The sequence below is a fragment of the Cytobacillus firmus DS1 genome (genome assembly GCF_000565285.1).
Taxonomy (GTDB): Bacteria; Bacillota; Bacilli; order Bacillales; family Cytobacillaceae; genus Cytobacillus; species Cytobacillus firmus_A.
The window spans coordinates 38,690-51,936 of sequence record NZ_APVL01000015.1 but is presented as its reverse complement, the minus strand read 5'-3'; the positions used below and the strand labels follow the sequence as shown (position 1 = coordinate 51,936).

The 13,247-nt window shown below is 42.5% G+C and carries 14 protein-coding genes and 1 riboswitch; of the genes, 11 read left to right on the top strand and 3 right to left on the bottom strand.

Annotated features, from left to right (window positions below):
- Positions 1-17: 17 nt before the first annotated feature.
- The gene (locus PBF_RS18140) at positions 18-830 is read left to right on the top strand and encodes a CheR family methyltransferase (protein WP_035331704.1); all 813 of its coding nucleotides are present in this window, start codon (positions 18-20) and stop codon (positions 828-830) included.
- 78 nt (positions 831-908) lie between these two features.
- On the opposite strand, the gene PBF_RS18135 is transcribed toward PBF_RS18140, so the two are convergent.
- Positions 909-2,051, bottom strand: a complete 1,143-nt coding sequence (locus PBF_RS18135; RefSeq protein ID WP_035331702.1) for a PP2C family protein-serine/threonine phosphatase — start codon at positions 2,049-2,051, stop codon at positions 909-911.
- A gap of 335 nt (positions 2,052-2,386) precedes the next feature.
- Here PBF_RS18135 and PBF_RS18130 point away from each other — a divergent pair, with 335 nt between their 5' ends.
- From PBF_RS18130 to PBF_RS25940, 5 genes are all read left to right on the top strand, one after another.
- Positions 2,387-3,751, top strand: coding sequence for an aspartate kinase (locus tag PBF_RS18130; protein WP_035331700.1), 1,365 nt, complete (start codon positions 2,387-2,389; stop codon positions 3,749-3,751).
- Between the two features lie 168 nt (positions 3,752-3,919).
- Entirely contained in the window at positions 3,920-4,558 is a 639-nt protein-coding gene (locus PBF_RS18125; protein WP_035331698.1) for a glycosyl transferase, read from the top strand.
- A gap of 133 nt (positions 4,559-4,691) precedes the next feature.
- A complete protein-coding gene (locus PBF_RS18120) occupies positions 4,692-5,879 on the top strand; it encodes an MFS transporter (RefSeq protein ID WP_035331696.1) in 1,188 nt (395 codons plus the stop codon).
- A 158-nt stretch (positions 5,880-6,037) separates the two neighbouring features.
- A riboswitch (glycine riboswitch) is annotated at positions 6,038-6,138 on the top strand.
- Between the two features lie 138 nt (positions 6,139-6,276).
- Entirely contained in the window at positions 6,277-7,143 is an 867-nt protein-coding gene (purU, locus tag PBF_RS18115; protein WP_035331784.1) for a formyltetrahydrofolate deformylase, read from the top strand.
- A 68-nt stretch (positions 7,144-7,211) separates the two neighbouring features.
- Positions 7,212-7,337 (top strand): FbpB family small basic protein, encoded by a 126-nt coding sequence (locus PBF_RS25940; RefSeq protein ID WP_139325615.1) that lies wholly within the window; start codon positions 7,212-7,214, stop codon positions 7,335-7,337.
- A gap of 235 nt (positions 7,338-7,572) precedes the next feature.
- Here the strand turns inward: PBF_RS25940 and PBF_RS18110 are convergent, their stop codons facing one another.
- Positions 7,573-7,890: a hypothetical protein gene (locus PBF_RS18110; RefSeq protein ID WP_035331694.1), complete on the bottom strand. Its 318-nt coding sequence runs from the start codon at positions 7,888-7,890 to the stop codon at positions 7,573-7,575.
- Positions 7,891-8,199: 309 nt separating this feature from the next.
- Here PBF_RS18110 and PBF_RS18105 point away from each other — a divergent pair, with 309 nt between their 5' ends.
- The 5 genes from PBF_RS18105 to PBF_RS18090 all read left to right on the top strand — a co-directional run bounded on the left by PBF_RS18105 (position 8,200) and on the right by PBF_RS18090 (position 12,588).
- Complete coding sequence (locus tag PBF_RS18105; RefSeq protein ID WP_035331692.1) at positions 8,200-9,954, top strand: alkaline phosphatase D family protein; 1,755 nt, start codon at positions 8,200-8,202, stop codon at positions 9,952-9,954.
- Positions 9,955-9,969: 15 nt separating this feature from the next.
- The gene (locus PBF_RS18100) at positions 9,970-10,176 is read left to right on the top strand and encodes a twin-arginine translocase TatA/TatE family subunit (RefSeq protein WP_035331691.1); all 207 of its coding nucleotides are present in this window, start codon (positions 9,970-9,972) and stop codon (positions 10,174-10,176) included.
- Positions 10,177-10,350: 174 nt separating this feature from the next.
- Complete coding sequence (locus tag PBF_RS18095) at positions 10,351-11,346, top strand: hypothetical protein (RefSeq protein WP_035331689.1); 996 nt, start codon at positions 10,351-10,353, stop codon at positions 11,344-11,346.
- Positions 11,347-11,665: 319 nt separating this feature from the next.
- On the top strand, positions 11,666-11,791 hold the full coding sequence (locus tag PBF_RS25540; RefSeq protein WP_076258308.1) for an FbpB family small basic protein: 126 nt from the start codon (positions 11,666-11,668) through the stop codon (positions 11,789-11,791).
- Between the two features lie 14 nt (positions 11,792-11,805).
- On the top strand, positions 11,806-12,588 hold the full coding sequence (locus PBF_RS18090) for a TerC family protein (RefSeq protein WP_035331687.1): 783 nt from the start codon (positions 11,806-11,808) through the stop codon (positions 12,586-12,588).
- 51 nt (positions 12,589-12,639) lie between these two features.
- On the opposite strand, the gene PBF_RS18085 is transcribed toward PBF_RS18090, so the two are convergent.
- Positions 12,640-13,188: a GNAT family N-acetyltransferase gene (locus tag PBF_RS18085; RefSeq protein WP_035331682.1), complete on the bottom strand. Its 549-nt coding sequence runs from the start codon at positions 13,186-13,188 to the stop codon at positions 12,640-12,642.
- Between the last annotated feature and the right edge of the window lie 59 nt (positions 13,189-13,247).

Here is a 13,247-nt window from a genome sequence, read left to right as displayed (position 1 = left end):
GTTGAGGATTGAAGGAATTGAAAAAGGAAGAATTAGAAATAGAATTGCTTTTAAAAGCCATTTATAGTTTATCCGGTTATGATTTCCGGCAATATATGCGTTCATCAATTGCCAGGAGAATCCAAAATCGCCTTAGCAGGGATCGGCTGCCCAGCATAACAAGCCTCACGGAAAAGGTTATCCATGATGAGGGGTATCTGCAAAAGGTACTGAGCGATTTTTCAATCAATGTTACAGAAATGTTCCGGGACCCTGCTTTTTTTAAGGCTTTTCGAAATGAGGTTATCCCGATGCTCAGAGAATTGCCGGAAATCAGAATTTGGCATGCAGGCTGTTCGACTGGGGAAGAGGCCTACTCCATGTCTATTTTGATGGAAGAAGAGGGGCTGGGTGAACGAACGAAGATATACGCCACAGACATCAATGAAAAGGTACTTAAAAAGGGAGAGAGCGGAATAATACCTCTGCAAAAAATGCAGCTCTATACAAAGAATTACATTATGGCAGGCGGAAAAAAATCCTTTTCTGAATACTACACAACCGATTGTGAAGCAGCTTATCTGAATGCATCCCTGCTTAATCGAATGGTTTTTGCCCAGCATAATCTGGTGACTGATGGCTCCTTTAATGAATTTCATGTGATTATGTGCCGCAATGTGATGATCTATTTTAATACTGACCTGCAAAGCCACGTATTTAATCTTTTTAATGAAAGCCTCAGCATGGGAGGTTTTCTGGGGCTTGGCAGCAAGGAAGCCCTGCGGATGGAGGACCCTGTATTTGAAGAAATCAACCTGCAGGAAAAGATTTTCAGGAAGATTTCTCATTAAAAATAAAAACAGAGTGCGGACTCCTTTTTTGAGGGACTGCACTCTGTTTTTTTTGTAAAAAATATTATGTATACATTCCTAATCTGCCTGAATCAGAACAACACACATATCATCATCAGCGCTGGCCTGCTGCTGCTTCGTCAGTATCATATCGATCGGCTCTGCTGTTCTGGATGCATTCCAGTGAAAGGATGCGAAGTGCTGAAGATACTCACAGGGATTGAGATTATTCTGCTCTACCGCTTCTTCCACCCCGTCTGTAAACAAGAGCAGCTGAATGGACTCTGTATAGGGAATAGTTTCTTTTTGTATCGTAATATCTTCGAAAAAACCCACTGCACACATATTGCTTGATAAGCTGTACATTTCATCTTTGTCTACAAGTGCATATCCGGCTGGATGTCCGGCGTTTACATACTCGATTGTTCTGCCTTTTTTATTAAGAACGAGGTAAATAGCTGTAAAATAATATGGAATTCGCTGATTGCGCTGGTTTAGGGAATTCATCCACCGATTTAGTTCGTTCATGACGTATTCAGGATCACTGCATGTTCTGATGGCATCTCTGAGAACAGATGAGATAAACATGCATACAAGGGAAGCTGAAATACCGTGGCCCATCATATCAAGCTGTATGGCAGCATAGCGATGTTCATCTATTTGGTGCCAGTAATACATATCCCCTGCGAGTTTATTGGCTGGCAGATAGGAAGCCTTTAACAATGTATGTTCATGATAAATCGGTTCGCTCAGCATGCTGGTTTGTACCTGCATGGATAAATCCAATTCATTCCTGATTTTATTTTCCTGCTCCTTATGCCAGTCCTTTTCATATTTAAGCCTTAAGGCAGCACGAATGCGGGCAAGCAGTTCCGTCTTATTAATGGGCTTCATTACATAATCGGTCCCCCCCGCATCAAGAGCTTCTGCAACTTTATTCGAGTCCTCCAATGCAGTTACAAAAATCACCGGGATATCCTTCAAATGTGGAATCTGCTGAAGCTGCCGGCATGCTTCAATTCCATCCATCTCGGGCATCATAATATCCATCAGGATCACGTCTGCTTTTATATCGGCTGAAAAAGGTGAATATCCCTGAAGATGCTGAAACATATCCTTTGCAGAAGAAAACGTTAAATGTTCTTTATACCCGGCGCGTTTCAATATATGCTGAATAACAAATAAGTTGGCTTGATTATCGTCCACAACTAGGATTCCCATAGACTTTTTCCCTTCCCGTTTTTTACAATTTAATTCTTTATATAAATATCCTTAACATATACCCTATTGCGGGAGAGTAAAAACCACTAATTTGATCATTTTTTGCTTTATTTAATCCAAAAAATAAATAGTCTTTGTAAGCGTTTTCTTTTATTTTCTTAAAATAATATTATTTAACGGTATATTCATAGAAAACACGTATTAAAACTATACCTAGATATCTTTGTGTGTTTTTATGATGAACATTTGTATTTGTATGGTGGAATTTTCTCTTGATTTCTGTGAGGATAAGAGTAAAATAAAGATTAAATTTTCAGAGATTGGGAGATGTCAGGATGAAAGTGGTGAAGTTCGGAGGATCTTCTTTAGCATCCGGAAAGCAAATCGAGAAGGTATTCAATATTGTAAATGCTGATCCAGAGCGAAAGATCGTTGTTGTCTCGGCTCCTGGAAAGCGATTTTCAGAGGATGACAAGGTTACTGATTTATTAATCGCATGTGCAGAGAAACGGATTCAGGGGGAAGCAGCAGATGATTTGGCTAAAGCTGTATTGGATCGGTATGGCCAAATCGCTGATGAATTAGAGCTTGGTCCGGAAATTAAAGATATCATCAGGGAGGATCTTTTTACGAGGCTTTCCAGTGATACGCATAATCCTGAAGTTTTTATGGATTTGATCAAAGCGAGCGGTGAAGATAACAACGCTAAGCTTGTAGCAGCCTATTTTCAGCAGCAGGGAATAGAAGCAAGATATGTGAGCCCGAAGGAAGCGGGATTACTTGTCAGTCCGGAGCCCGGCAACGCTCAGGTGCTTCCTGAAGCATATGACAAGCTGCTTGCATTAAGGGAGCAGGACGGGATCATCATCTTTCCGGGTTTCTTTGGATATAGCAGGGATGGCCAGGTCTTCACATTTTCAAGAAGCGGATCGGATGTGACAGGCTCCATCTTGGCCGGTGCAGCCAAGGCGGATTTATATGAAAATTTTACAGATGTGGATGCGGTCTATTCGGTAAATCCCTTTATTGTAGAAAGCCCTAAGGAAATCAAAGAGCTGACATACCGGGAAATGCGTGAGCTTTCCTATGCAGGCTTTACTGTCCTGCATGATGAAGCGCTTGTACCGGCATTTCGGTCCGGAATTCCTGTACAAATAAAAAATACGAATAATCCGTCTGCTCCCGGCACCAGGATTGTGAACGAGCGGGATAACACGAATGGACCTGTGATCGGGATTGCCAGTGACCAGGGATTCTGCAGCATCTATGTCGGCAAATACTTAATGAACAGGGAAGTCGGCTTTGGGAGGAGGCTGCTGACCATTTTGGAAGAGAATGGCCTCAGCTATGAGCATACACCCTCAGGAATTGATGATATTTCCATTATCCTGAGGGAAAACCAATTTACTGATGGGGTGGAGGAAGAAATTCTGAACCGCATACAGCATGAACTTCATGCAGATGAAGTGAAAATCCAGCATAGCCTTTCACTTATTATGGTGGTTGGAGAAGGGATGCGCCAGAACATTGGAACAATGGCCCGTGCCTCCAAAGCCCTCGCTAAAGCGAAAGTCAATATGGAAATGATCAATCAGGGCTCCTCTGAAGTGAGCATGATGTTTGGCGTACAGGCAGCGGATGAGGTACGTGCGGTACTGGCGCTTTATAATGAGTTTTTTGCTGCGGTGGCAGTAGTGTGATCATTTATGCGAAAAGAGCCAAAGTAAATAGGCTATATATGCAATCAATCAAACGTTTGATTGAAAAAGCTTGGGGCATTAGCCTCGAGCTTTATTTTTTGGGAATGAAAAATCTTAGGATAATCAAAATAAGAAGGAAACTTTTTCAATTAGGAAGGAGAAAAGGATATGAAGAAATTACTGATCATAGGAATAATGCTGCTCATGCCGCTGAATATGCTGGCAGCTCCGGGCAGTGCAGCTGCACAAAAACCGTGTCTTACCCAGTCAGAGGTTAAGTTTGACAACGAATTCCGCAGACTATGGATCGACCATATATTATGGACAAGCAACTATATTACAAGTGCCACAACTGCCGGGGCGGAGGATCAGAAGCAGGAATTGGCGCGCCTGCTTAAAAATCAGGAGGACATAGGGAATTCCATTAAGCCATATTACGGAGAAGCTGCAGGAGCAAAGCTGACAGAACTGCTTAAAGAGCATATTGTCATTGCTGGTGATATTGTGGAGGCAGCAAAGAGCGGACAGGGTGCAAAGGTGAACCAGCTGAACAAAAAATGGTATCGCAATGCCGATGATATCGCTGCTTTTCTAAGCGGAGCCAATCCAAGTCTGAAAGATGAAGATGTGAAAAAACTGCTTTATAAGCATTTGGAATTAGTAACAAATGATCTGACAGCAAGTCTTGTTAAGGATTGGGAAGCAAGAATTGTTTCGATTGATGAGGGAGTGTCGCATATTATTATGATGGCAGATGCCATTTCTGATGCGGTTGTGAAGCAATTCCCGAACAAATTCAAAGGGTGATTGCAAGAGGCTTCAGCTTTGCTGGGGCTTCTCTTTTTTTCCTTTGACAAAGCAGCATGTCTCATTATAAGCTATTTAGCGTGCCGAAAAAAATAATGTAAATTTTTCACATATAGAAGGAGGGGTATCCGTTTTGTCAGGAGATCAAAAGAAAAAGATGATCATTTTGATGATCAATATGTTTATTGCAATCGGAAGCTTTGGTATTATCATTCCGATTTTGCCGGCTTATTTGGAATCCATTAATCAGGGAGGAACGGCAGCAGGACTGATGATTGCCATTTTTGCGGGTGCCCAGCTGATTTTTTCTCCTATCGCGGGAAAATGGGCTGACCAGTACGGCCGCAGAAAGATGATTATTTACGGGTTAGCTGGTTTGACATTATCCATGCTTGTCTTTTATGCAGTGGATTCCATTTGGCTGCTTTACTTTTCACGTGTCATTGGAGGCATTGGAGCTGCCTTGCTGATTCCAGCTATTTTTGCTTACATTGCTGATATTACTACCATGGAGCAGCGTGCAAAAGGGAATGGTCTTGTCTCAGCTGCAATGTCACTTGGAATTGTGGTTGGACCTGGGATAGGCGGGTTTTTGGCTGACTTCGGCCTGAAAATGCCATTTCTGATTTCAGCGCTTGTATCTCTAGTGGCTGTTCTATTCTCCATCGTGCTCCTCGAAGAAAGCAGCACATTGCAGACAGTGCCGGGAGAGATGGCTGAAGAGGAACCGATGGTCAAGAAACTGGCCATGTCCGTTAAGAAGCCTTATTTTATTCCGCTTGTCATTACATTGGTGATGAGCTTTGGACTAATGGCGTATGAGTCAGTTCTTGGGCTCTACCTTGATAATGAATTTGCTGCTACTCCGCAGGAAATTGCCATTATGGTGACTTCGACAGGAGTCATTAGTGTTATTGTTCAATTATTTGTAGTCGATCGTGTGGTTAATAAATTCGGAGAAGGAAAGGTATTGAATGTCTTTTTGGCTGTTGCAGCATCAGGATTCCTAGTTTCACTGTTTGCAGGCAGCTATGCACTTTTCTTCGTTATTTCGCTGATCATTTTCCTTGCAACTTCCATTCTGCGCCCGGTTTTAACCACGCTAATCTCAAAGATGGCCGGTAATGAACAGGGATTTGCGATGGGAATGAATAATGCTTATATGAGCATTGGAAATGTTCTGGGGCCAACGATTGCCGGTGTACTTTATGATGTACGGATAACCTATCCGTTTGTTCTTGGTCTGGCCTTATTGATTGTTACGTTATTTATCACAGTTGCATGGCAAAAAAAGGAGCCAAAACCGAAGGCTGCTGTGTAAGAAAAGCTTGGAGACCTTGTCTTCAAGCTTTTCTTTTTCCCATAGGAAATCATCTTTAAAACCAGGCTGCAATTGTGGCAATTTTGTGAAAGAAACCTAGTTCGATTGACATAAATCAAAAAATACATTATTCTGAAAATAACAAAAATATTGAGCGAATGACGGCTGCGGGAGAGAGCATACAGTAGCCACCGAAGGAGCAAGCTTCAAAAATACCCTTGAAGCCAATCTCTCAGGTAGACAGAACCTCAGTCGGACGCATCTCTGGAGAGCGCGCATGGACTTTGCGACACCAAAGGGGTCAAACTCTCAGGTAAAAGGACAGAGAAGGGGGATAAAGAAGCCGCCTTTTTTCTGTCCTTTTTATATGGATGGCAAGGCAGTTGGAGGAATCTATATGAATACAAATGTTAACGCAAACCGGGCGACATTGCTGATATCCTGTCCAGAGAGGCCAGGCATCATCTCCACAGTCTCTAACTTTCTGCTGGAGCATAACGCGAATATTGTCCATTTTGACCAGCACACAACCGATCCGCAGGCAGGCATCTTCTTCATGCGGATCGAATTCGATATGAACCATTTTGATGAGTCCTTTTCAAAACTGAAAGAGGATCTGCCTGAAATGGCCAGGGAATACTCAATGGAGTGGAGGCTGAGCGGCAAAGGCGAGCGCAAGCGGATGGCGATATTTGTTTCTAAAATGGATCACTGTCTGCTCGAGCTGCTGTGGCGCTGGAAATCGAAGGAGCTTGAAGTGGATATTCCTCTGGTGATCAGCAATCATCCTGACATGAGGGAAGTGGTGGAGGGTTTTGGAATACCATATCATCATGTTCCGATTACGCAGGATACTAAAGCAGAAGCCGAGCAAAAGGCGGTTGAGCTGCTTGAGGGAAAAGCGGATTTCATTGTGCTGGCGAGATATATGCAGATTCTTTCGCCGAGTTTTATTTCCAAATATCCGAACCGGATTATCAATATCCATCACAGCTTTCTGCCGGCCTTCGTGGGAGCCAATCCTTATGCACGGGCGTTTAACCGCGGAGTCAAGCTGATTGGGGCAACCGCTCATTATGTAACAAATGATTTGGATGAAGGACCGATCATTGAGCAGGATGTCCAGCGGGTTAACCACCGGCACACTGCACAGGATCTCAAAATTGCCGGCAGGCATGTGGAAAGGCAGGTCCTCGCACAGGCAGTCGCATGGCATGTGGAAGACAAAGTCATAGTGCATGGTAATAAGACGATTGTTTTTTAAGCGGCACTAAAAAAAGAAGATCTTGCATCCAGAAGGATTACAAACATCATGAAAGAAGGTGAGCAGAAATGAAAAAGAAAAAATTATCAATGCTTGAAATGATAAAGGTTAATAGAGAAGAACTTTTAAAAGATCGCCGTGAGCTTGAGAAGATCGAAAAAAAAATAGACGATAAATATGCAAAAGCACAGTAAGAAAGTACGCCCGGCCTGGAAATAAAACAGGCCGGGTTTTTTATGAAATAAAAACGCCCCGGGAGGGAATCCCTGGGCGCCAGCTTCTCATTTTTGTCTAAAGAAATCTGTGAAAGCATGATACATTTCCATACCCTGATAAAAGAACAGGCTGGAAGCTGTTAATGAAAATAACCCAATCATTAAAAATCTAATCCACATTATGTCTTCCTCCTTTAATTGTTTTGTTGGACAATTAAGGAGCTTGAATGACATAATTCGCCTCGTAGAAAATTGGAGTATAAAATATCTTTTTCCTGCGGGCAATGTGCAGAGCACTATATACAAAAAGGATAACTGTCAGGATTGTAATGGATAAAGAGAGTAGATCTAACTTGAAGATATGTTTTTTGGGATCATCTTTTAATAGGAAGCTCTCGGTAAAGTCCGAAACTGTTACCGCTTTGCTTTGGTCCATCGGAATGTCATTATAATGGACACCAGGGTATTGGGTAATGAGAAAGGATAAAAATACAGACAGCAGTAAAAGTGGCATTACCTGATGTGTCCTCATTCCCTCACCCCTTTGCAAGATTTATAACTACCATCATAACCACTATTTAAAGATTAGTAAACTAAAAGAATCTGACAGGATTCGTTAATATTCTATGTTTATATTGTAAAAAAATCTGGGGCAAAAGGTGCGGGAATACAAAGGATTGTTGACCGCAAATATAGATTATAGGCTGTATGAACAACCAATCCTTACAAAAGTCCTGATAAAATAGGCAGAGAATCTATTTTCTTCCTTTACATGTCTTCATATTACTTTAAAAAACACCTCTTATAATCAATTGTGAATCCATGATAAGAGGTGAAGAAAATGAACAATGAGAGATCGATTGATGATTTAATCAGGAAGTTTAATGAAGAGAACTTAAAGAGGGACATTGACCGCCGGAGCTTTCTATCTGGTGCAGGGAAAATAGCCGGTTTTTCGCTGGCGCTGGCTATGGCGCAATCATTAGGGGTGGGTAATCTAAAGGTTGATGCTGCTCCTAAGTTCAGCAAATACCCTTTTACCCTCGGCGTCGCATCAGGAGATCCTCTTTCGGACAGTGTGGTTTTATGGACAAGGCTAGCACCGGATCCGCTTAATGGAGGCGGGATGCCAAAGCATGCTGTACCGGTCAAATGGGAACTTGCTGCAGATGAACACTTCCGAAAAGTTGTTAAACGCGGGACAGAAATTGCAGTGCCGGAATTGGCGCATTCTGTGCATGTGGAGGCAGAAGGCTTAATGCCTGACACTGTCTATTATTATCGTTTTAAAAGCGGCAATGAACTAAGCCCAATTGGCAAAACAAAGACTCTTCCGCCTGCAGGTGCCAAAGTATCAGGGCTATCATTTGCATTTGCTTCATGTCAGCAGTATGAACATGGATTTTTTACAGCCTATCAGCATATGGCAAAGGAAAATTTGGATTTTGTCATTCACCTTGGCGACTACATATATGAATATGGACCAAATGAATATATTTCACCAACAGGAAATGTCCGCCATCACAGCGGACCGGAAATTATCTCTCTCGAAGATTATCGGAATCGCCATGCTCAGTACAAATCTGATCAGCACCTGAAAGAAGCTCATGCTGCTTTCCCTTGGGTGGTCACTTGGGATGACCACGAAGTGGAAAATAACTATGCAGCAGGGATTCCGGAAAAAGGCCAGTCAGCTGAAGCATTTATTAAACGCCGTGCAGCAGCTTATCAGGCATACTATGAGCACATGCCGCTCCGGTTATCTTCCATGCCAAATGGTGATGGTATGCAGTTGTATAGGGAGTTCAGCTATGGCAGCCTGGCGTCATTCCTTGTGCTTGATTCCCGGCAATATCGGGATGACCAGGCAAATGGCGATGGCAGCAAGCCGCAAACGCCGGAGTCGCTCGATCCAGCCCGGACGCTCCTTGGCAGCGAACAGGAACAATGGGTTGAAAGCAATCTAGCCAGCTCCAATGCGCAGTGGAATGTACTAGCGCAGCAGGTGTTCTTTGCCCAGAGAAATTTTGGGACAAGTGCTTCGCCGAAGTTCAGCATGGATGCATGGGATGGATACCCTGCTGCCCGGCAGCGTTTAGCTGATTTTGCTGCTTCAAACAATATCGGAAACCTGATTGTACTGACTGGGGATGTTCATGCAAGCTGGGCTTCCAATATTCTAACAGACTATAATGATCCAAATGCAAAGCTGATTGGGGCCGAATTTGTCGGAACCTCTATCACATCAGGAGGGAACGGATCAGATGTGAGAGCAGATACGGAAAAGACGCTTGCAGAAAATCCGCATATTAAGTTCTTTAATAATTATAGGGGCTACGTCCGCTGCCGGGTAACACCAGAGCAATGGCGTGCGGATTATCGGGTTCTTCCATTCGTAACAGAGCCTGGAGCGGATATTTCAACAAGAGCAACATTTGTTTTTGAAAAAGATCAGGCTGGCTTGAAGCAGGTATCGGCATCTGCTGTACCTCAGGGGGCTGGAATCTCTTCTGAGGTGGAAGAAGATCGCCACCACGCCCATTCAAGGGCCCATGAAAAGCAGCTTAAGAAAAAGCGTGAAAAGGTATTACATTAATGGGACGGTGAGAAGATGATATCTAACATTGGCATTCCAGGCTTAATTCTTGTTCTTGTCATTGCCTTGATCATATTTGGACCATCCAAGCTTCCCGAAATTGGGCGGGCATTTGGGCGGACATTAACGGAGTTTAAAAGTGCGGCAAAGGACTTAGTGTCAGATGAGGGAAAGAATGAAGAGAAAAAGCCGGCACTTTCAGCTTTGAAAAGAGAAAAATAGGGAATGAAAATACAGGCACAAAATTTAGCCTGTATTTTTATTGTGTTAACTTGTGAAACATTTCACATAATGTTCATTTTTGAATAATCCACTGGAATGAAAAGTATTATATATTAATACTGTACTTATATTGTTTATATAATTTTAAATGCCATCAAGGAGGCACAATAAACCATGAAAAAAATATTTCAGATGTTATTAATAACAGGCTTAGTCATGACACCTTTTTTTACAAGCGCTCATGTGAAATGGTTCACGAATGTGGCGCCCCAAAAGGAAACCATTGAAAATATATTATCACCTCTATTTATGGGACTGGCCCTGACGGCTGCGATCGTCCTTGCGCTATTGACATTGGTTATTCCTAGGACATCACAATGGGCCAAAGTCAAAAAGCTTGATGACTGGCTCTCAGGGTTCCGCAAATACAGCAGATATATCCTGAAGTATGGAACTGCTGCGGCATTAATAATCCAGATAACAAACGGAACATTGTTTGCGCCTGAATTTCATTTAACCAGCACGATTGCTATGATTTTAACGTGGGCAGCGATTGGCTTTCTGCTAATTCCGCATCATATTTCAACAAAGGCCGGGGCCGTTATTTTACTGGGACTGTTTGTGTACGTTACCATGCAGAATGGCATTTTCCATATGCTTGATTATGGATATTATGTTGCTATTATTGGAGTCCTGCTGGTCGGCAGCACGAAGCTGGAGAAGGTTGGATTTCCATTCTTATATTTGGGCACAGGTTTATCTTTATGCTGGGTGGCTGTTGAAAAATGGGTATATCCAAGCATGTCTCTGGATATTGTGGCCAATCACGGAGTCCCGACATTCGGATTTGCACCTGCTGCATTTGTTGTTATGGCTGCATTCATTGAGTTTGTAGTCGGTTACCTTCTTGTAGTAGGGATTCTTAACCGTGTAGTTGGCTTCGTCGTGACGGTTATTTTCATCACTACCACGATGCTGTTTGGCATGACAGAAGTGATCGGGCATTTTATGATCCATATTGTGCTGATTATTTTCATCATTGAAGGGGTGTCTTTCTATAACCCGCCGATCAAGCTGCATAAAACCAAAGCAGATCAATTTGTGTTTGTATTCCTTAACTTTATTTTCGTTCTTGCGACATTCATTTTAATTTATTACCGATTTGCATAAGCATTGACATTTTGAACAAAATGGAATATCATTAATTTAAATAGTTGAATAGTTTCTCCTAAAGGGGAGTAGCTTTTACAGCAGAGTCGTCATTTCGGAGTTAAGAGCTCCCGGCTTTGTTGGCAACCTTAACGTTGTTAGCAAGACCTTTGCCTGTTTCAGGTAAAGGTCTTTTTGTTTTTTAAAACCTTTACCGCTTGCTGGTAGAGGTTTTTTTATTGCCCTAAAATGACGGGTAATGAAAATCCTCAATCGACATAACTGCAGGGAAACAGTGCGAAGCTTTCAATACTTAAAAAATAAAGGAAAGGAGACCAAGATGAAAAAAGCTAAGATATCATTTGCTGAATTAATTAAGAAAAACAAAGAAGAGCTGCTGAGAGATCAAGCAATGCTTGAGAAAATTGAAAAGCGTTTAGACGAAAAATACACAAAGGTGAAATAAGGGAGGATGCTTAGATGGAATTATCACTAATACTTGAGTATGGATGGGTGCTGCTGCTGCTTGTGGCGCTGGAGGGTTTATTGGCTGCTGATAACGCGCTGGTCCTGGCGATTATGGTTAAACACCTTCCTGAGGAGCAGAGGAAGAAGGCTTTATTTTACGGGTTGGCTGGAGCGTTTGTTTTCCGCTTTGGATCGTTATTTGCGATTTCATATTTAGTAGATGTATGGCAGGTTCAAGCCATTGGAGCGCTATACCTTCTGTTTATCGCGGCTAATCACATATTAAGAAAGTTCCTTGTGAAAAAAGGCGAGGAAGAGGCAGAAATAACGAAGGAAAAGAAACAATCTGGTTTTTGGCTGACAGTTTTTAAAGTTGAACTGGCTGATATAGCATTCGCTGTAGATTCTATTCTGGCAGCAGTCGCCCTGGCTGTAGCTCTTCCGGATTCAGGACTTGGCCATGTAGGTGGACTAGACGGCGGAAAGTTTTTTGTCATCTTTGCCGGCGGTATGATCGGATTGATCATTATGCGTTTTGCTGCTAACCTCTTTGTGGATCTGCTTCACAGGAGACCTGGACTTGAGGTTGCAGCATTTGGTATTGTCGGCTGGGTTGGTGTCAAACTGGCTGTCTACACAATGTCCCATCCGGCACTGGCGATCCTGCCTGAAGGATTTGCCAAATCGACGGAATGGAAAGCTACTTTCTATGTAGTCTTAATTGGAATAGCGTTAGCTGGATGGTTCCTTTCCAAGGAAAAACAGGAAGTGCCAGCAGAGGAAAAAGCAAGCTGATCAAACAGGGCGGAGGTTATCCGCCCTGTTTTTTTAATGAGCACAATTCAATCAAACGTTTGATTGAATACCCATGAGCCCGGCGCTGGCCTGCCATTCATCTTTCAGGATGCTCATTTCTATTAAGTTCCAATAATCATTTCTAACTTTATTGGTCTGCCTGAGAAGCCCTTCTTTTTGGAAACCTGCCTGCTCGTATATCTTAATAGCAGGCAGATTAAAATCGAAAACCCCGAGACTGATTCTATTTAATTTCAGCTTCTGGAAGGCTAAGTTCAGGATTTGATGGATCATTTCTGAAGCATACCCTTTCCCCCGTGCTGCAGGGCAGATGAAAACCTTGCCAATTCTCGCAGTTTCGTTGACACGGTCTACTCTGCCAAGGGAGATATGACCGACGATTTCATCGTTTGCAATAACTTTGCAGATATAATCAGAGCTGGTTTCCAGATTCGCAGAGCGTATATACTTAGCAAGCTGTTCGTGATCAAGCGGGAATTTGAAATGGGCACCGCTCCACTGAACCATTAATTCTGGTGTGCTAATCCAGCTGATGAGCAAATCGAAATCTTTTTCTGTAAAAGGTTCTAATTTTAACATGGGAATCTCCTTCTTATTAATCATCTGAACGTGCTGTTTTTTATCTATTTTACAGAGTT